Raw genomic sequence first — 19,089 nt, forward strand, 5'->3', positions numbered from 1 at the left:
CAGTTCATCTCCATTTGCAGGCTCACTCGGCCGCCTCGGTTCTGGCGCCGGCCGCCATAGGGTCGCGCGCGAAGCGAAGCGTCGCGCAAGTGCCTCCGTCGGAAGCGGAGGAGAAGTTCAACTCACCGCCATGCTCTTCGACGATCTTCTTGACGATCGCGAGGCCCAAGCCGGTACCTTTCTCGCGCGTCGTGACGTAGGGCTCCATGATGCGCTCGCCACCTTGCGGGAGCCCGATACCGTTATCGCTGACGCGGATCGTCACCTGCTGCTCGCCGTCTTCTACCGCGACGGCAATCCGGCCGCGGTAGTCCGGCCCGGCATCGCGAGCTCTTGCCTCAATCGCTTCGGCGGCATTCTTGAGTACGTTGGTCATCGCCTGGCCGAACTGGTGCCTGTCGCAAGCGATTGGAGGAATTTCACCGGACATCGAGAACCCGTAATCGATCTCCGGGTGCCCGACTTCTTGCAGAAACAGAGCCTGGCGGACGAGATCGACAGCGTCTTCCTGTCGGAATACCGGCTTGGGCAGGCGCGCAAAGGAGGAAAATTCGTCCACCATGCGGCGCAACTCGCCGACCTGACGGATAATCGTGCCGGTCAGTTCCTCGAACAGCTCGCCGTCCTGCTCTATCTGCTTGCGATAGCGACGCTTGATGCGTTCGGTCGCGAGCTGGATCGGGGTTAGCGGGTTCTTGATTTCGTGCGCGATACGCCGCGCGACATCCGACCATGCGGCTTGGCGCTGATCGATCAATTGGCGCGTAATGTCCTCGAAGGTGATCACGTGGCCATCTGAGGTCGGGGCGATGTTGACCGCGAGCGTCAGCAATTCGCCGCCCTTGCGGTACTGCACGACACCACTGCTGGCTCCACTGCGCAGGAGTGTGGCGATCTGCGGCGCAACTTCTGCGAGATTGACGCCGAGCGGCATCGGGCCGACGCGGTCGAGCAAGAGGGTTTGCGCCGAATTGTTCATCAGGGCGACTTGCCCTTCGGTATCGACCGAGACAATTCCCGCCGTGATCGACTGGATGACCGCCTCGGTAAAGGCGCGGCGCTCGGCCAACTGGCGATTGACGCCCATCAGGGCTGTGGTCTGCCGTTCGATCTGTTCGGTCATGCGATTGAACGCGCGGTTGAGCAGGCCGATCTCGTCGGGACCCGTGCGCCCGGCGACCCTTAGGGAATAGTTGCCCGCACCTACCTCGCGGGCGGCTGTCACAAGCTGGGTGAGCGGCTTGACCTGCCGATCCGCAAAGCGAAGCGCGAACCATACCGCCAGGCCAACAAGCGCCAGAGACATGCCGAACAGAGCGAGATTGAACTGAACCTGGAGCACTCGTGCGCGCCGGGTGAAGTCCTCGTAATTCCTCAGAACCGTTCTTGCCTGTTGCCACTGGCTCATCGCATCGGCGCGTAAGTTCCTTTCTGCATAGAGAAAGATTCCGGCTTTTAAGTCGACGGGGGCAACCGCCTCAATGCTGTCCTGGCGAGCCGTGACCACCACGGGCTCGCCGCTCGACAGGCGCTTCAGTGTCTCAGGCGAGATGCGTTGCCGGGCGCTGTCTTCGTCTGGGTCGGCGATCACTTCGGTGATCAACTCGCCGTTCGGCTGAAGCCGCAGGATCGCGCTTTCGTTGAGTTCGCGCGCCAGAACCTGAAGATAGAACTGCTCGACAAAATCGTCGCTGCTGAAGGCGACCCTGCCCAGGACGTATCGCAGGTCCTCGGTCATGGCGACCGTGGTCTTGCCGATTTCTTCCTGGTTTTGCTCGTAATAGCCGCGAGCCAGCCGATTGGCGTTCTCGAGCATTCCCCGTGAATCGTCGGAGAACCAGAAGCCCACGCCGGACTGGAACAACACGCTGGCAAAGACCGCGACAAACAGCGTCGGGACGGCCGCCACCAGCGAAAAGAAGAACACCAGATTGACGTGAAGCCGTGCGGTGGTGTCGCCCGCCCTGCGGATCGCCAGGCGCCGCCCGAGCAGCACCAGCAGCGCCATCGCCGGGATCAGCGACCCAACCAGCATCGCTGCGGCCTGAGCGGAGGGGACGAGTCGATCCTGGTTAGAACTATTGAGCGCCAGCCAGGAGCTCGCCAGCATGACAACCAATGTCGCCCCGAAAACGACCTCAAGCCAAAGATAAACGTTCACCCGCCGGGCGTGAACCATTCCACGCCGCCACCAACGGGGTACGCGAATGGGCCTATCTGAGCCCGCTACAGGACCGGGGGGGTCGTCCATCGTTGCAGAGTTACAACGGTCCTGTTGCAAAAATGCAAGGGGTTTTTCGCCGAACCGAGAGCCTATCCCCGGCGTGAGAAGCGTTCCGGATCGATTTGCAGGTCGTCGAGCCGCTTTCGGAGCGTGTTGCGGTTGATTCCCAGCAATTGTGCCGCCCGTAGCTGGTTGCCACCCGTTTCCAGCAGCGCGTGTTCGAACAAGGGGACCTCGAACGCTGCGAGGGCCTCGTGATAGAGCGCCCCGGGTGCCGGCTTGCCGCGCGTCAGCCAAGACGCGAGCGCGCTGTCGAAGCTAGCCTCCCGAGTGGGCTCGGCCGTGGGCCGATCTGCCAGCAGTTGACGAACGATAGCCGTGTCCAGCTCCTCTTCACGCGAAAGGAGCGCCGCGCGAAACACGAAGTTGCGCAATTCCCTTACATTGCCTCGCCAAGGTTGCGCCTCGAGCAGGTTGGCCGCTTCTTTTGACAGGCGACGCGCCGGGAGTCCCTCCTCCGCGGCCTGGCGGAGAAAGTGGCGCGCCAGGGGTTCGACGTCGCCCTTGCGCTCTCGCAACGGCGGTAGGTCGATCGGCACCACATTGAGGCGATAGTAGAGATCCTCGCGGAAGCTGCCTGCAGAGATCATCGGCACGAGGTCGCGATTGGTCGCCGAGATAATGCGCACGTCGATAGCGATCTCTTCGCGCCCACCGACGCGGCGGATTCTGCCCGACTGCAGCGCGCGCAACAGCCGAGTCTGTGCTTCGGGGGGCATGTCGCCGATTTCGTCAAGGAACAGCGTCCCGCCGTTGGCCTGCTCGAATTTGCCGATGGACCGATTGACGGCGCCGGTGAAGGCACCCTTCTCGTGCCCGAAGAGCTCGCTCTCGATCAGTTCGCGCGGAATTGCTGCGGTGTTGACCGCCACGAACGGCCCGGTCCGTCGGGAACCAAGCTCGTGGATCGCCTCGGCCACGAGTTCCTTGCCAGTGCCGGATTCGCCGAGGATCAACACGGTGAGATCATTCCGCAGCACGCGGGTGATCATGCGATAGACGTCCTGCATCGCCTGGCTGCGGCCTATTAACGGCAAGCCCTCCCCTGCCTCGTCCCCGCTGGGGCCGCTGCTTCCGCGCGCGTCAGCGGCCTGGCAGGCGGCGCGGACCAGTTCATCCAGGTCGAACGGTTTGGGGAAATACTCGAACGCGCCCGTATCCGTGGCGCGGACCGCAGTATCGAGAGTGTTCTGTGCCGACAGGATTATGACGGGCATTTCTGGGTAGGCGCGGTGAACTTCACCCAGCGTTTCGATCCCGTCGCCATCGGTCAGGACAACATCGGTCAGCATGACCTCGTAGCTACCCTTGCCCAGCAATTTGTCGCGGCCGGCGATGCTGTCGCAGCGGTCCACGGTGAAAGCCTCGGCCTCGAGTGCCGCCGTAATGACCGTGGCGATCGATACGTCGTCTTCGACCAGCAGGGCGCGTCTCGCCATGCTCTTTCCTTCCTATTTCGCCATGGGCAGATGCACGCGGAAATGCGTCCACCCGCCGGTGGCATCGCGTTCGTGACCGATACGACCGTCCATGTCGCGCACCAGCTTGTTGACTAGTGCCAGCCCCAGGCCCTGGCCGTTCTTCTTGCTCGAGACGAACGGCTCGAAAATGTGATCGCGCAGTGCCGGATCGATGCCCGGCCCGTTGTCGCTGACCTGGATCTCGATCGGCAGCTTGACCGGTCGGCCAAGGCGCATGACGTTTCGCGCCAGTCCACTGACGAAGCGCGTCCGGATGATGATCTCCGGAGCCTTCTGCCCCTGGGAGGCATCGCGGGCATTGCCGATCAGGTTGATCAGGACCTGGACCAACGCTCCCTCGTTGGCGAGGACCGGCGGCAGCGAAGGGTCGAATTCTTCGCGGATGCGGATTTCGTCATCGCTTGCGGCGCTGACGGTGTCGCACGCTCGCCTCACCGCGGCGTGGAGATTGAACGGCGCCACGGGCTCTGGTTGCTCGCGTCCGAGGCGCTGCATCCGGTCGATGAGCTGGGCAATGCGGTCAACCTCGTCGGTGATCAGGTCGGTGAGCTTTCGGTCGCCCTCCTCCAACTTGCGGGCGACGAGTTGGGCAGCACCGCGAATGGCCGAGAGCGGGTTCTTGATCTCATGCGCAAGCACCGCCGGGCCACGCAGGGCCACGGCGCGATCTTCTTCCCCCATGCGCTCTTCCTGCCCGGCATCGGAAAGGGTTACCACTCGCCAGCCCGGGTGCGCCGGCAAGGCCGATACCGTCAGGTTTATCAACGCGGATCGGCCTTCGACCGTGATCGGCACACCCCGAGCCACCAGCTGGGTCTCCTCGCCGCGAAGCCTCTCCGCGATCTGGCTGTCGGGAAACGAGATCACATCGAGCAACGGCACACCCACAAGCCGACGGGCGCTTCGGCCGATCAGGTTCTCGCCACCGGGATTTACCTGCGCAATGGTAAGATCGGGCGCCAGCAGAATGAGGCCGAAGGTCAGACCCGCTATCTGTTCTCTGGGATCGGGTGTGCCCGGCTCGACTTGGATCACGCAGCTTCCCGGCGCAGGAAAGGTTCGTAGAAGCGAGCAATTTCCCCAAGCACTTGCTCGTGATCGTCGATGAAGTTCACGTAGTTTCTGAACTCGGCTGAGCCCGGAAGGCCCTTGGTGTACCAACCCAGGTGTTTGCGGGCGATCTTGACGCCTGTCTCGGCCCCATAATGGTCGAGCACGGACCGGTAGTGTTCGACCAGCAGCGCGTACTGTTCGTCGATGCCGGGCGTCGGCACCGCCTCTCCGGTCCGCCACCAGTGCATGACTTGGCCAAGCAGCCAGGGCTTACCATAGGCGCCGCGGCCGATCATCACGCCATCGGCACCCGATTGTTCCAGTGCGCGGGCGCTGTCCTCCACCCCGCAGATGTCGCCGTTGACGATGACCGGCAACGACACAGCGTCCTTCACCTTGCGCACGAAAGCCCAGTCGGCCTCGCCTTTGTACATCTGATTGCGCGTGCGCCCGTGCACCGTAATCAATTTCGCACCAAGATCCTCGGCGATGTGGGCCAGTTCGGGCGCATTGAGGCTCGTGTGATCCCAGCCCATCCGCATCTTGACCGTGACCGGCACCGACACGGCCTTGACGGTCGCCTCGATCAGGCTCGCTGCGAGCGGCAGGTCGCGCATCAGCGCGCTGCCAGCTTCGCCGTTGACCACCTTTTTCACCGGACAGCCCATGTTGATGTCGATGATCGCGGCGCCGCGATCTTCATTGAGCTTGGCCGCCTCGGCCATTTCGGTCGGACTGCAGCCAGCGAGCTGGAGCGAGACAGGAGTCTCGATGGGATGCCAAGCGGCCTTTTGCAGGCTCTGCCGAGTCTCGCGGATCATCGCCGGGCTGGCAATCATCTCGGTGACGTTGAGGCCCGAGCCGTAGCGGCGCACGAGCGTGCGGAATGGCATGTCGGTGACGCCCGTCATCGGCGCCAGGATCACCGGACAATCGATCCGCACCGGGCCGATATCGATCGGCTTGAGAGCCGGAGGGAGGGGTAAGTTCGTCATTGCGGGAGTGTGTGCCTAAAAATCAGGCAGCGCATAGTGGATTGCGAGGGGTGCCGCAACCCGCTAGCGGCCCGCCCTACGATGGGCACCCCCACGACAGCACGCTACGCCGCGGTGATAGTCGCCGCTGGTCAGGGCATTCGCGCCGGACAGCCGGTGCCCAAGCAGTTCGCCTTGTGGCGGGGCAAGCCCCTTGTGCGGCATTCTGCCGAGACCTTGCTGGCGACCGGCGCTGGCCCAATCATCGTGGCAATTGCGGCCGGGCATGAAGAGATGGCCGCGCAGGCGCTTGCTGGCTTGCCGGACATAGTGTTGGTCGCCGGTGGGATTACGCGGCAAGACTCGGTCAGGGCGGCGCTGGAAGCGATGGTGTCCAGTCCTCCGGAACTCGTCATGATTCACGACGCTGCTCGTCCGGACTGTCCCCCGGCTGTCATCGATCGCCTTCTCGATGCGCTGGAAGGTCGGCCTGGGGCGATTCCGGTCCTGCCTGTCGTCGATAGCCTTGCGATGGACGCGAACGGCCTGATGGCCGACAGCGCCCCTCGCGAGCGACTGCGCAGGGTCCAGACGCCGCAGGCCTTTCGCTACCCCGACATCCTCTCGGCTCACCGCGCGTGGCAGGGCGAAACGACTGCTGGTGACGACGCGCAGGTAGCAAGAGCGGCGGGGCTTGCCGTTGCCCTTGTCGAGGGTGACGAGCGGCTCAGGAAGCTGACATTTGCCGAGGATTTCATGATCGCCCTAACCTATCCTCGTACCGGCACGGGATTTGACGTTCATCGCCTGGTGGAGGGCGAAGAACTCTGGCTCTGCGGCGTCCGGATCAAACATTCCCATGGCCTCGCGGGACATAGCGACGCCGATGTTGCCCTTCATGCAGTGGTGGATGCCGTCCTCGGTGCGGTTGGTGCCGGGGACATCGGCACGCATTTCCCTCCGAACGACCCCCAGTGGCGGGGCGCTCCGTCGAGCCAATTTGTGGAGCACGCGGTCGAGTTGGCGCTTCGCGCTGGATTCCAGATTGGCAACGTCGACGTCACGCTTATCTGCGAAGCTCCCAAAGTGGGACCCTACCGTGACGCCATGCGGACGCGGCTTGCCGAGCTGCTCGGGGTCAGGATAGAGGCGGTCAGCGTGAAGGCCACGACGACGGAGCGACTGGGCTTCACCGGTCGCGGCGAAGGCATTGCTGCCCAGGCGGTGGCCACGTTGGTTCCGCTGGAAAGGACTTAAGACCCATGTTTGGAGGACAAAGGCTGGCAGCCGTCGCGGTTGCGGCCGCGCTGGCGTTTCAGCCAGTACTCGCCAGCGCGCAGCAGTCCTGCGTCACCCAGGCGGAGATCGGGGCGATCGCGATCTACAGCACCCCCGGCGTGCTGCAGGCCGTGCGCCTCAAATGCGGCAGCGAATTGTCGCAGGAGGGCTATCTTGCCCGTAGCGGAGATTCGCTCGGCCGGCGTTACTCTGCGTTGCAGACCCGGGTCTGGCCGAAGGCGAAGTCCGGCATCATCAAATGGCTTGGCGGAAGGCAGGGCGCGACCCAAAGCCGCCAGAATCTCGGTACGCTAGCCGCCCTCCCCGATAGCGCGGTTCGTCCGCTGGTCGATGCCCTGATCGTGCAGGAAGTCGCGGCCAAGATCGAAGCCAGGAACTGTAGCCGTATCGAGTGGGTAATAGAGGCGATGGCTCCGATCGATCCCGAAATCGCGGGCAGCGTGCTTGGCGCCGTGGTGGGCCTGGTCGATCCCGATCAGCTGCCGGTGTGCTCGCGATTGTCATGAGCGAGTTTCTTCTTCCCGACGAGATCACCACTCTTGCCCGCAGGGTGGTTGAAGAAAACGCCGCGCTCGGCCGTACCGTCGCGGTCGCCGAAAGCTGCACGGGTGGCCTGGTTGCCGCAGCGATTACCGAGATTCCGGGGTCATCCAAGGTGCTCGATCGCGGATTTGTAACCTATTCCAACGAAGCCAAGCAGCAATCTCTGGGCGTTCCCAGCGACATTATCGACGCGTTCGGCGCCGTTTCGGTGGCTTGCGTCTTCGCGATGGCGCGCGGTGCGCTCGAGCGGAGCGACGCCGACGTTGCGGTCGCCATCAGCGGTATCGCCGGCCCCGAAGGCGGCACGGCGCAGAAGCCGGTCGGCACGGTCGTTTTTGCTCGCGCTATCCGAGGCAACGATACGCCCGATGCCGAATCACAGTTTTACGAGGGTCAGGACCGCGGCGGAGTCCGGCTTCAGGCGACGCTTTGCGCGCTCGAATTGCTGCTGCCGTAGAGTTCGGCCGCGCGCGTTTCGAACGCGGCCACCATCTTGCGGAAGGCGCGGTCGAAGTACTGCCCGGCCAGCATCTCGAACATCTTGTTCTTGAAGCTGAACTCCACGCAGAAATCGAGCTCGCACCCGCCGTCCGGGGTTGAGCGGAAGTGCCAGACATTGTCGAGGTCGCGCATCGGCCCGTCGACGTAGAATACTTCCAGGCGGCCGGGGCGGTCCTTGATCACGCGAGACGTGAACTTCTCCCGCAAGGCCTTGAAGCCTACCAGCATGTCGGCAACCATCTCCTTGCCGTCGTCCGAACGAACGCGGGTGGCGACTACCCAGGGCAGAAAATCTGGATAGTGGGCAACGTCGGCCACGAGGTCGAACATCTGCTCCGCGCTGTAGGGCAGCGTGCGTGTTTCACGGATACCGGGCATCAGGCTTTTCGAGCGGCCAGCTTGGCCTCGCGGGCCGCCTTCATCTGAGCGAAATCGTCGCCCGCATGGTAGCTCGATCGGGTTAGCGGGCTGGAGGCAACCTGGAGAAAACCCTTGGCGCGCGCGATCGCACCATAGGCTCCGAACACCTGAGGGGTGACGAAGTCCGCCACCTTGGCGTGCTTCGGTGTCGGTTGGAGGTATTGCCCCATGGTCAGGAAATCGACCTCGGCGCTGCGCATGTCATCCATCACCTGGTGCACTTCAAGCCGTTCTTCACCCAGGCCCAGCATGATGCCCGACTTGGTGAAGATCATCGGATCGTGACGTTTCACTTCTTCGAGCAGCCTCAACGAAGCGTAATAGCGCGCGCCAGGCCGAATAGTCGGGTAGAGGCGTGGCACAGTTTCGAGGTTGTGGTTGTAAACATCTGGTCCGGCGGCACAAATCGCTTCGACGGCAGGGCGCATCTTGCCGCGGAAGTCAGGTGTCAGAATCTCGATCGTTGTCGAGGGTGTATTCCGCCGCAGCGCCTCGATCACTTTGACGAATTGCCCCGCCCCGCCGTCCGGCAGGTCGTCGCGATCGACGGACGTGACAACAATATGCTCGAGCCCCAGTCTTGCCGCCGCTGCTGCGACATGCTCCGGCTCCAGCGGATCCACCTTGCGCGGCATACCGGTCTTGACGTTGCAGAAGGCGCAGGCCCGCGTGCAGACGTCGCCCAGGATCATCACCGTCGCGTGCTTCTTGGTCCAGCACTCACCGATATTCGGGCAGGCTGCTTCTTCGCATACCGTGTTGAGGTTGAGTTCCCGCATGAGGGTGCGCGTCTCATGGTAGCCCTTGCTGACTGGGGCCTTGACCCGGATCCAGTCGGGCTTGCGCTGACGTTCCGGGCGGGGAGCGGCGGAAAGGTCGTTCATAGAGTGCGCACTTAGGCATGTGCCTTGCCACTGGCAATGGCGCGCGGCATGGGGCGAGCATGATCGTGCCAACAACCGAACTCGCCGAGCTGCTCCAAGGCTACCGCCGCTTCCGGGAACATGGCTGGAAGCCGGAGCGGGAACGATGGGCGACGCTGCGTGAAAGTCAGTCCCCTCGGGTCATGGTGATCGCCTGCTCAGACAGCCGGGTGGATCCGTCGCAGATATTCGACGTGCGGCCGGGAGAAATCTTCGTCGTTCGCAATGTCGCCGCGCTGGTCCCTCCGTTCGAGACCGCCTCGGGTCACCACGGCGTCTCGGCCGCGCTCGAGTTTGCCGTCCAGGTGCTCAAGGTGCGCGAGATCGTCGTCATGGGTCATGGCATGTGCGGAGGCTGCAAGGTAGCGCTGACGCAGGAATTGCGCGGCACCGAGCCCGGCAAGGGCGGCTTCATCGCCGACTGGATCGAGCTGCTTGACGAGGCGCGCGACCCGATCGCTCGGGAATTTGGCACCACAGGCCGTGAGGCCGAACGCGCCATGGAACAGGCCGCGGTGAAGGTCAGCCTGGAAAATCTACGCACCTTCGCCTGTGTGCGCGAGAAGGAGAAGCGCCACGACCTGACGCTACGCGGCGCCTTCTTCGCCATTTCGGACGGCGTGTTGCACTTGCTCGACGAACGTACCGGCAAGTTCTCGCCAGCCTGACTTGCACGCCGCGCCACGGCGGCTCATTAGACGCGCCATGCTGGACACCCCGCTCAAGAATATCGCCCTACTGATCGACGCCGACAACGCGAGCCACGCGGGAATCGACCCGGTGCTCACTGTCCTCGCGGAACTGGGGCAAGTGAACATCCGCCGCGCTTACGGCAACTGGGCCAAGCCGGCCCTGGCGAAGTGGAACCAGATCACCCATCGCTATGGCCTGCAACCAATGCAGCAGTTCGACCTCACCAAGGGCAAGAACGCGACCGACATGGCGATGACCATCGACGCCATCGACCTTCTCTATCGTGGAAAAGTCGACGGATTCGGCATCATGAGTTCCGACAGCGACTTCACGCCTCTGGTCACGCGGCTGCGGCAGGACGGCTTGCTGGTTTATGGCTTCGGCAGCGACAAGGCGCCCGAAGCGTTCAAGACCGCCTGCACCCGCTACATCGACGTCGACCAGCTGATACGCACTCAAGAGCACGAAGACGACATTCCTCCCGTGGAGAGCCGGCAGATCGATCAGGACCTGATCGAATTGCTCGGCGATGCGTGGAAGGCCGCGAGCAGGGACGAGAACGGCTTTGCCCGCTTGCAGGAAGTCGGGCAGATCGCCGGTAACCGTTCAAGCTTCGACGTGCGAAACCATGGGTTCAAGCGGCTGTCGGACCTGATGAAGGCGGCCAGCGACAACTTCAAGCTTGAGCGGCGGAGCGACAATCACGTCTACGTCAAACGCGTGCGCTAGCCGCCACACTGGGCGAGGCCGGTTCCTTCATAAACGGGCCGGCCGTGCGGGTCGCGCAAGGTCACTGTGCCTTCGTAGTTCGTCTTACCGTCCGGGGTGGCTTCTCCCTCGCCTCTGATCTCCAGCTGCAGCGAAAATTCCTTGCCGTTGTAGAGGGTTCGGGTGCCCAGAGGCAGCTCGCGCGAGCCCGGGTCGGCAGCGAACCGCTGAACCTCGCCGTCGATCTTGACGAAGGCGTCGGCCTCCCGAGCGACCACTCGCGTCCCTAGGCTTGTGCCAGGAGCGTAATTGCACGCATCGCCGTAGAGGTCATAGCGTTCCAGGTCGGGAAGCAGAATCGGCTCAGGCGTCACGAGTTCGAGCGGTGGTTCGGCTTTGTTCGCGGCTTCGACCATCGCGACATCGCGAGCATCTTTCAGCGCCTGTTCTTCAGGCGTGGAGCTGTTTCCACACCCCGCAAGCAGCATTGCTGCCGTTCCAATTGCCAATCCGCCCCGCATCAATGTCTCCCGAACAGCTTTTCGACGTCCCCCATCGACAGCTTGACCCAAGTCGGGCGGCCATGATTGCACTGCCCGGACCGCGGCGTCCGCTCCATTTCGCGGAGCAGTGCGTTCATTTCCGGCACCGACAGCGTACGGCCTGCCCGAACCGAACCATGACAGGCCATGGTGGCCAACACATGTTCGATCCGCTCCCCTAATAGCAAACTTTCGCCATGCTGGGCCAGATCGTCGGCGAGATCCTGCAGCAACGCGGCGGGGTCGGCCTTGGCCAGGATCGCGGGGACGGCTCGTACGAGCATGGCTCCGGGGCCGAACCTCTCGATGGACAGGCCAAGCTCGGCAAAGTCGCCAGCCTTGTCTTCGAGCCGGTCGCACGCGGGTTCGTCCAGCTCGACGACCTCGGGCATCAGCAGCGCCTGGCTTGCCCCCTCGCCCGTGCCACGAGCCGCGCGGAGCCGTTCGAGAACCAGACGTTCGTGCGCCGCATGCTGATCGACAATCACCAGGCCGTCGGTCGCCTCGGCAACGATATAAGTTTGCGCAACCTGGCCGCGGGCGATTCCGAGAGGGAAATTCTCGGTTTCCTCAGGCAGGGGCTCGGCGACTTCCGCTCTTCCTTGTGGCGCGTCGAATATCTCGGCGACGTGCGTGTTCCACGGGCTCGAGGGCTGCCGGACCGACGAGCCGGGCGAGGACCAGTCACGGCCAGTGAAGATCGAACTCAGGCGCGGCTCCGGCTCAGGCGCGGACGGCTCTACCTGCCAACGCGCCATCGCAGAAGCGTCGGGCGCTTGCGCGCTGCGCTTGTCGCCGGTCGACAGAGCGTCTCGCAAACCCGAAACGATGAACCCGCGAACGGAAGGTGCGTCACGAAAGCGAACTTCGGTCTTCGCCGGGTGCACGTTGACGTCGAGATCTTCAGGATCGAGTTCGAGGAACAGGGCCAGCACCGCGTGTCTGTCGTGAGCCAGCATGCCCGAGTAGGCACCTCGAACCGCTCCGATCAGCAGCCGGTCCTTCACAGGACGTCCGTTGACGAACAGATACTGATGGTCGGCCACGCCGCGATTGAAGGTAGGCAACCCCGCCAGGCCACTCAGCCGCATGGTTCCGCGTTCGAGCCCAATCGTCACGCCATTGTCGGCGAGCGCGCGGTCGACGATCTGGGCGACGCGGGCTTCGAGCCCTTCACCGCCTTGCAGGCCGAGGATACGTCGCCCACCATGTTCGAGCGTGAAGCCCACGTCGGGCCGCGCCATCGCCAGCCGCCTGACGATATCGAGGCAAGCGGCGTATTCGCTCCGGGCCGAACGCAGGAACTTGCGGCGAGCCGGTACCTTGCCGAACAGTTGCTCAACACGAACGCGAGTGCCCGGAGGCAGCGCGGCGGGGCCTTCCTCAACCAGCGCGCCGTGATCGACCACGCGCTTCCAGCCCTGCTCGACTCCCCTGACCCGGCTCTCGAGCGTCAGGCGGGCGACGCTGGCGATAGAGGGCAGCGCCTCCCCCCGGAACCCAAGGGTTGCGACTTGTTCGATGGCTTCGTCGGGAAGCTTGGATGTCGCATGACGTTCGAGCGCGAGGGCCATTTCCTCCGGCCCCATGCCGCAGCCATCGTCCGTCACTTCCAGCAGCGCGAGCCCGCCTTCTTCGATCCTGATGGATATGCGGGTAGCTCCCGCATCGATGGCGTTTTCGATCAGCTCTTTCAGCGCGGAGGCCGGCCGCTCGACCACCTCGCCGGCGGCGATACGGTTGATCAGCGCTTCAGGCAGGCGGCGAATGATTGGCATTTACGGGCCAGTAACGCCGAACTGGAGGCAATTCGAGCCAAGCAGTGCAAAACCGCGTGGGTAACGACACAAATTTTTGGCCTTTGCTACGACTTCAAGCTAAGCACCCCCGCACTTCCGGCTGGCGCACACCGCCCCGCCCGTCGGATCTGTCATTCCACTCCAGCGGCAAGGCACGGGTTTTTCGATGGGATCGTTCTTTTCCAGGTTGTTCAAATTCGGCTCTCAGAACATGGCAATCGACCTCGGGACCGCGAACACGCTGGTCTACGTGCAGGATCGCGGCATCGTCCTGAATGAACCGTCGGTGGTCGCGATCGAGACGATCAACGGCGTCAAGCGGGTCAAGGCCGTCGGCGACGATGCCAAGCTGATGATGGGCAAGACCCCCGACAGCATCGAGGCGATCCGCCCGCTGCGCGACGGGGTCATCGCCGATATCGAAATCGCCGAAGAGATGATCAAGCACTTCATCCGCAAGGTGACGGGCAAGCGCACCAGCATGTTCAGCCCGCCAGAGATCGTGATCTGCGTACCGTCGGGTTCGACCTCGGTTGAACGGCGCGCGATCCGTGACGCAGCCTCGAACGCCGGCGCTTCGGAAGTCTTCCTCATCCTCGAACCGATGGCTGCGGCAATCGGTGCCGACATGCCGGTGACCGAGCCGGTCGGCTCCATGGTCGTCGACATCGGTGGCGGCACCACGGAAGTGGCGGTGCTCAGCCTGCGCGGCCTGGCCTACACGACTTCGGTCCGCACTGGTGGCGACAAGATGGACGAAGCGATCGTCTCTTACGTCCGCCGACATCACAACCTGCTGATCGGCGAAGCCACGGCCGAACGGATCAAGAAGGACTATGGCATCGCGACCGTGCCCGAAGACGGCGTGGGCGAGCAGATCACGCTCAAGGGCCGCGATCTGGTGAACGGCGTTCCGAAGGAAATCACGATCAATCAGGCAAACATCGCCGAAGCGCTTAGCGAACCTATCGGGGCGATCGTCGAAGGCGTGCGAATCGCGCTTGAGAACACCGCGCCCGAACTCGCGGCAGACATCGTCGACCAGGGTATTGTCTTGACCGGAGGTGGCGCACTGATCCGGGGCCTCGACGATCACCTGAGGGAAGAGACCGGGCTGCCGGTCAGCGTTGCGGAAGATCCATTATCCTGCGTCGCCCTTGGTACCGGCCGGGCGATGGAAGACCCGGTCTATCGCGGCGTGCTGATGACCGCCTGATCGTTACTGCGAACTAGAGGGGGATGGCGGCAATGGCACCGCCCTCAAGCCGCCGTTCCGGAAGCAATAAGAAGGCCCAGCTCGGCCTGTTCACGGGCTATGTCCTGGCCGGAGTGGGGATCCTCGTGGGTGCTGCTCTCCTGGCCATTTCCTTGCTTCGTCCCGAAACCTTTAACGGCCTGCGCTCGATGGCTTCGGACGCGGCGGCGCCTATAGGAGAGGTCGGCGCGGCGGGACGCACGGGCGGCAAGAACGTGTTCGACGCGGTTGCCGGGTATTACCGCGCAGGAAGCCGGAACGCGAAACTTGAGGAAGAAGCCAAGATCGCTCGGGTGAAGCTGGCCGAGGCTGAGGCTCTGCGCCAGGAGAACGCCCGCCTCAAGGCGGCGCTTCGCATGGCCGAAGGCGAGATCCGGCCCGTCGCCACCGCGCGCTTGATCGGCTCAACCTCCTCGAGCGCGCGACGGATCGCCTATATCTCGGCCGGCACCCGCGATGGCGTCAAACCGGGAATGCCGGTCACCTCGCCGATGGGCCTGGTCGGGCGCGTCGTCGAAGCTGGTGCCATGAGTTCACGAGTGCTCTTGCTGACAGACAGCGAAAGCATGGTGCCGGTTCGCCGCGCGACGGACAACGTCGTCGCGTTTGCAGAGGGGCGCTCCGACGGATCTCTGCGCCTTCGCCTGGTCAACCTGGGAGTGAACCCGATCAAGAAGGGCGATGTCTTCGTCACCTCGGGTGCGGGTGGTCTGTTTCGCCCGGGAATCGCCGTCGCTCTGGCGACCGAGATCACCCGTGACGGTGCTATCGCTCAATTGCTGAGCAATCCGGCGGCGACCGATGTCGTGCTGGTCGAACCCGTCTGGCAGCAAAAGGCGATCGAAGCTGCGGACCGCTTGGAGGAAAAGGCGGCGCAGGAGGATTGATGGAAACCCTCAATCCCAAGTCACGGCGCGATCCTTTCGGAAGCCGCATCAATCGGGACCAGTCGCCGCTGCTGGCTTACGGCTTGCCATGGGCCTCGATCCTGCTCGGATCGCTAACGCCCTGGCTTCCGGTGATTTCGGCTGCCCCGGTCCTGCCGCCGCTCGGGCTGATGCTGATGCTCGCCTGGCGCTTGCTGAGACCGGGTCTGCTACCGCTTTGGGCCGGTTTCCCGCTCGGGTTGTTCGACGATCTCTATTCCGGTCAGCCTTTCGGCAGCGGCATCCTGCTCTTCTCGCTGGCCTTGTTCGTCATCGAACTGGTCGAGATCCGCTTCCCGTGGCGCAACTTTTGGCTCGATTGGTTAACCGCGACGGCCATCATCGTGCCATACCTTGCCATCTCGGCGCTTGTTTCCGGAGCCAAGCTGACGATGGTACAACTCACAGTCATCGCCCCCCAACTACTGATCTCGATCATGCTGTTTCCCATCGTTGCCCGTCTGGTCGCCCTGCTGGATCGCCTGCGCCTAATGCGCGTGCGGCGTATTGCCTGAGGTATGCGCCCCAAGTTCTCATCACGATTGCTAGCCGAATCCTTCCACCGCCGGACCTTTGTCCTCGGCGCGGTCCAGGGAGGCGTCGGCCTGCTGCTCGCGGCGCGGATGGGCTACATCGCCGTTGCCGAGAACGAGAAGTACGAGATGGAGGCGGAGAGCAATCGGGTGAACCTGACCCTGATTCCGCCGCGCAGAGGCTGGATTCTCGACCGCAACGGCTCTCCCCTCGCCTCCAATCGCGCCGACTTTCGGGTCGACATCATCCCGGACCGGCTCAAGGACGCCGACGCGGAGATCACTACGCTTGGAGAGCTGCTGAACTTCACCCCGGTCGAGCTTCAGGATTTGCGCGACAAGATCGACAAGGCCGCCGGCTTCCAGCCCGTCCAGGTGGCCGACGGTCTCGACTATGACACTTTCGCCGCCGTCAGCGTACGCCTGCCGGAACTGCCGGGCGTAGTCCCCCAGCGGGGTTTTTCACGCTTTTACCCCACCGGGCCCTCGGTCGGCCACTTGATAGGATACGTCGGCACTGCGGCGAAAGAGGAATACGAAAAGGAGCCGGTACCGCTGCTGGTGACTCCTGGCTTTAAGCTCGGGAAGGACGGGCTCGAGAAGCAGTTCGAACAGGTCCTGCGCGGTGAGCCGGGTGCTCGCCGTGTCGAAGTCACCGCCTCAGGCCGGATCGTCCGCGATCTCGACACGCGCGAGGATGTCCAGGGCAAGCCGATCCAGCTTACGATCGACGGACCCTTGCAAGACTATGCCGCCCGCCGGCTCGGGCTTGAGAGCGGCTCAGTCGTGGTGATCGACTGCGCGAGCGGCGACTTGCTGTGCATGGCCTCGATGCCAAGTTTCGACCCTAACAGCTTTTCCGATGGTATCGGGCGCGTCGAATATCAGATGCTCAGCGAGAACGAGCGAGTTCCGCTGCGTAACAAGGTACTCAAGGGACTCTATCCACCTGGTTCGACGGTCAAGCCCATGGTGGCGATGTCCTTCCTTGAAGCGGGCCTGGACCCTAACGAGACCGTCGGGTGTGGTGGCGGCTTGCGGGTTGGCAACCGCGTGTTCCACTGCTGGAACCGCCGCGGCCACGGCTCGGTCAACATGTCCAAGGGCATTTACCAGTCGTGCGACGTGTATTTCTATCACTTCGCCCAGCGGCTCGGGATGGACGTGATTGCGCCGATGGCCAAGCGCCTGGGCATGGGGCAGGAATTTCAGCTTCCGGTCGCCAGCCAGTTTTTCGGTACGGTTCCCGACCCGGCCTGGAAGCTCAAGAAATACGGCAAGCCTTGGCAGTCGTACGACACGGTCAATGCGACGATCGGCCAAGGCTACATGCTCGCCAATCCCTTGCAGCTGGCGATCATGGCCTCGCGCCTAGCCACCGGTAACAAGATCATGCCGCGGCTGATCCTCGACGGTAAGACCCCGCACTTCGACAGCATGGATTTCCACGGCGACCACGTGCAGATCATCCAGAAAGCGATGAGCGACGTGGTCAACGGCCCCGGCACCGCAGGCCGGGCGAGGTTGCCGATCGAGAATGTCCTGATGGCCGGCAAGACCGGTACGGCCCAGGTGGTCGGGCTCAACATCGGCAGCGGCAAGGGCGGGATTTGGAAACACCGCGACCATGGCTTGTTCATCTTCTTCGCCCCGTTCGACAAGCCGCGTTATGCCGGGGCGGTAGTGATCGAGCACGGCGGCGGCTCCGGCGCGGCCTATCCGATTGCGCGGGACGTCATGACCTTCCTGTTCGACCCGGCCAAGGGGCTCGAGGCGCTCCACGCGATGGAGCAGCAGTGGGGCGGCACGGCCAAGGAACGCTTTGACGCCGAGTATGCCCGCCGGGCGGCAGCGGCGGGCATCGATGTGCCGCCGGTGCCCGAAGACCAGGCGACTATTGCGCGGCTCGTCGATGCCGAAGCTCGCGCCGCGGCGGCCCAGCCGGCCGGAGTGGCCACCGAGGCCGTGGCTCCCCGGCCCGAGCCCGATGTCCTTGACGGAGCCGAACCGCGATGAAGCTCGCAGTCCTTCCCGAGCCACTGGCCGGCATTCCGTGGCGGGTTATCCTGCCGCTCGTCATCCTGGTCTGCTTTGGCGCCACCGTGCTGCACTCGGCCGCCGGCGGATCGTTTCACCCGTTCGCCACCTCCCACCTGGTTCGCTTCGGCGTGTTCCTGACGATGGCCCTGATCATCCGGCTGATGCCTCGAGAGTTGGTCGTGATGGCGGCCTATCCGGCCTACGTCGGCGTTCTGCTATTGCTGATCCTGGTCGAATTGCTCGGCGCGATCGGCGGCGGCAGCCAGCGTTGGCTCGACCTCGGGTTCATCGTCTTGCAGCCGTCCGAGTTCATGAAGCCGGTGATCGTGCTGACACTGGCGACATTTTATGGCGCTCTTCCGCCAGGCATGACTGGTTCCTGGCGGGCCCTCCTTCCTGCCGGGGTACTCGTCGGCCTGCCGATGGGGCTGGTGCTCCTGCAACCTGACCTTGGGACGGCGTTGGCGATCGGCTTCGGCGCAGGGGTTCTCTTGTTCCTCGCCGGATTGCCTTGGAAGTGGTTTGCGGGCGCGGGCGCCGCGGCCCTGGTTATCGCTCCGATTGCCTATTTCTTTGCGCTCCACGACTACCAGCGAGCTCGGGTTACGACGTTCCTCGACCCGGAAAGCGACCCCCTCGGAACAGGCTACCACATCACCCAGTCGAAGATTGCCATCGGTTCAGGGGGCATAACGGGCAAGGGTTTCGGCGAGGGATCGCAGAGCCACCTCAACTACCTGCCCGAACCTCACACCGACTTCGTCTTCGCCACGATGGCGGAAGAATGGGGATTGGTGGGCGGCCTGCTGGTGCTGCTGATCTTCGGTGTCATTCTGCGCTGGGGCCTCACGGTCGCCCGCAACGCGCCCGATCGCTTCTCCCAGCTCCTGGCGGGCGGCATGACGGCGACGATCTTCTTTTACGTCGCCATCAATCTGCTGATGGTCATGGGCCTTGCCCCTGTGGTCGGAATCCCGCTGCCGTTCATGAGCCATGGCGGGTCGTCGATGCTCACGAACATGATCTGCATCGGCACCTTGATGATGATCGACCGGTGGAGTCAGCGTTCTCGCAGCACGAGTTTCAACTAAGGCAAAACACGCCCTTTTCACGGC

Annotated in this window: 18 protein-coding genes; 10 read left to right on the plus strand and 8 right to left on the minus strand. The window is 63.6% G+C overall.

Annotated elements, in window-relative coordinates:
* Window positions 1-22 precede the first annotated feature (22 nt).
* The 4 genes from KK137_RS05395 to dusB all read right to left on the minus strand — a co-directional run bounded on the left by KK137_RS05395 (window position 23) and on the right by dusB (window position 5,813).
* Window positions 23-2,179, minus strand: a complete 2,157-nt coding sequence (locus KK137_RS05395) for a sensor histidine kinase (protein WP_250893593.1) — start codon at window positions 2,177-2,179, stop codon at window positions 23-25.
* Between the two features lie 134 nt (window positions 2,180-2,313).
* A complete protein-coding gene (locus KK137_RS05400; RefSeq protein ID WP_214535122.1) occupies window positions 2,314-3,723 on the minus strand; it encodes a sigma-54-dependent transcriptional regulator in 1,410 nt (469 codons plus the stop codon).
* 12 nt (window positions 3,724-3,735) lie between these two features.
* Window positions 3,736-4,800 carry a two-component system sensor histidine kinase NtrB gene (locus tag KK137_RS05405; protein WP_338027982.1) on the minus strand — a complete coding sequence of 355 codons (1,065 nt, stop codon included), beginning with the start codon at window positions 4,798-4,800 and terminating at the stop codon, window positions 3,736-3,738.
* Window positions 4,797-5,813 (minus strand): tRNA dihydrouridine synthase DusB, encoded by a 1,017-nt coding sequence (dusB, locus tag KK137_RS05410; RefSeq protein ID WP_214535124.1) that lies wholly within the window; start codon window positions 5,811-5,813, stop codon window positions 4,797-4,799. Before dusB ends, KK137_RS05405 begins: the two co-directional genes overlap by 4 nt.
* Before the next feature lie 81 nt (window positions 5,814-5,894).
* Here dusB and KK137_RS05415 point away from each other — a divergent pair, with 81 nt between their 5' ends.
* Genes KK137_RS05415 through KK137_RS05425 form a run of 3 tightly spaced genes read left to right on the plus strand, consistent with a single transcriptional unit; the run spans window position 5,895 to window position 8,091 of the window.
* A complete protein-coding gene (locus KK137_RS05415; protein WP_214535126.1) occupies window positions 5,895-7,049 on the plus strand; it encodes a bifunctional 2-C-methyl-D-erythritol 4-phosphate cytidylyltransferase/2-C-methyl-D-erythritol 2,4-cyclodiphosphate synthase in 1,155 nt (384 codons plus the stop codon).
* A gap of 5 nt (window positions 7,050-7,054) precedes the next feature.
* Window positions 7,055-7,597 carry a hypothetical protein gene (locus tag KK137_RS05420; protein WP_214535128.1) on the plus strand — a complete coding sequence of 181 codons (543 nt, stop codon included), beginning with the start codon at window positions 7,055-7,057 and terminating at the stop codon, window positions 7,595-7,597.
* Entirely contained in the window at window positions 7,594-8,091 is a 498-nt protein-coding gene (locus tag KK137_RS05425; protein ID WP_214535130.1) for a CinA family protein, read from the plus strand. Before KK137_RS05420 ends, KK137_RS05425 begins: the two co-directional genes overlap by 4 nt.
* Here the strand turns inward: KK137_RS05425 and KK137_RS05430 are convergent.
* Window positions 8,052-8,513 carry a type II toxin-antitoxin system RatA family toxin gene (locus KK137_RS05430; protein WP_214535132.1) on the minus strand — a complete coding sequence of 154 codons (462 nt, stop codon included), beginning with the start codon at window positions 8,511-8,513 and terminating at the stop codon, window positions 8,052-8,054. The two genes, KK137_RS05425 and KK137_RS05430, sit on opposite strands and share 40 nt — an antisense overlap.
* Entirely contained in the window at window positions 8,513-9,439 is a 927-nt protein-coding gene (lipA, locus tag KK137_RS05435) for a lipoyl synthase (protein ID WP_214535134.1), read from the minus strand. Before lipA ends, KK137_RS05430 begins: the two co-directional genes overlap by 1 nt.
* A gap of 59 nt (window positions 9,440-9,498) precedes the next feature.
* On the opposite strand from lipA, the gene KK137_RS05440 reads away from it, so the two are divergent.
* Window positions 9,499-10,146 (plus strand): carbonic anhydrase, encoded by a 648-nt coding sequence (locus KK137_RS05440; RefSeq protein WP_214535135.1) that lies wholly within the window; start codon window positions 9,499-9,501, stop codon window positions 10,144-10,146.
* 37 nt (window positions 10,147-10,183) lie between these two features.
* Complete coding sequence (locus KK137_RS05445; protein ID WP_214535137.1) at window positions 10,184-10,900, plus strand: NYN domain-containing protein; 717 nt, start codon at window positions 10,184-10,186, stop codon at window positions 10,898-10,900.
* On the opposite strand, the gene KK137_RS05450 is transcribed toward KK137_RS05445, so the two are convergent.
* Window positions 10,897-11,367: a hypothetical protein gene (locus KK137_RS05450; RefSeq protein WP_214535139.1), complete on the minus strand. Its 471-nt coding sequence runs from the start codon at window positions 11,365-11,367 to the stop codon at window positions 10,897-10,899. The two genes, KK137_RS05445 and KK137_RS05450, sit on opposite strands and share 4 nt — an antisense overlap.
* A gap of 32 nt (window positions 11,368-11,399) precedes the next feature.
* Window positions 11,400-13,199, minus strand: coding sequence for a DNA mismatch repair endonuclease MutL (gene mutL, locus KK137_RS05455; RefSeq protein WP_214535141.1), 1,800 nt, complete (start codon window positions 13,197-13,199; stop codon window positions 11,400-11,402).
* A 187-nt stretch (window positions 13,200-13,386) separates the two neighbouring features.
* On the opposite strand from mutL, the gene KK137_RS05460 reads away from it, so the two are divergent.
* The 5 genes from KK137_RS05460 to rodA are packed head-to-tail and all read left to right on the plus strand — an operon-like array spanning window position 13,387 to window position 19,065.
* Entirely contained in the window at window positions 13,387-14,436 is a 1,050-nt protein-coding gene (locus tag KK137_RS05460) for a rod shape-determining protein (RefSeq protein ID WP_055919259.1), read from the plus strand.
* A 32-nt stretch (window positions 14,437-14,468) separates the two neighbouring features.
* A complete protein-coding gene (mreC, locus tag KK137_RS05465) occupies window positions 14,469-15,362 on the plus strand; it encodes a rod shape-determining protein MreC (RefSeq protein ID WP_214535142.1) in 894 nt (297 codons plus the stop codon).
* On the plus strand, window positions 15,362-15,916 hold the full coding sequence (mreD, locus tag KK137_RS05470; RefSeq protein ID WP_214535144.1) for a rod shape-determining protein MreD: 555 nt from the start codon (window positions 15,362-15,364) through the stop codon (window positions 15,914-15,916). The genes mreC and mreD overlap by 1 nt, the downstream gene beginning before the upstream one ends.
* Before the next feature lie 3 nt (window positions 15,917-15,919).
* On the plus strand, window positions 15,920-17,950 hold the full coding sequence (gene mrdA, locus KK137_RS05475; protein ID WP_214535146.1) for a penicillin-binding protein 2: 2,031 nt from the start codon (window positions 15,920-15,922) through the stop codon (window positions 17,948-17,950).
* Window positions 17,947-19,065 carry a rod shape-determining protein RodA gene (gene rodA / locus KK137_RS05480; RefSeq protein ID WP_214535147.1) on the plus strand — a complete coding sequence of 373 codons (1,119 nt, stop codon included), beginning with the start codon at window positions 17,947-17,949 and terminating at the stop codon, window positions 19,063-19,065. Before mrdA ends, rodA begins: the two co-directional genes overlap by 4 nt.
* Window positions 19,066-19,089 lie beyond the last annotated feature (24 nt).

It is taken from the genome of Croceibacterium selenioxidans (assembly GCF_018599195.1).
Taxonomy (GTDB): Bacteria; Pseudomonadota; Alphaproteobacteria; order Sphingomonadales; family Sphingomonadaceae; genus Croceibacterium_A; species Croceibacterium_A selenioxidans.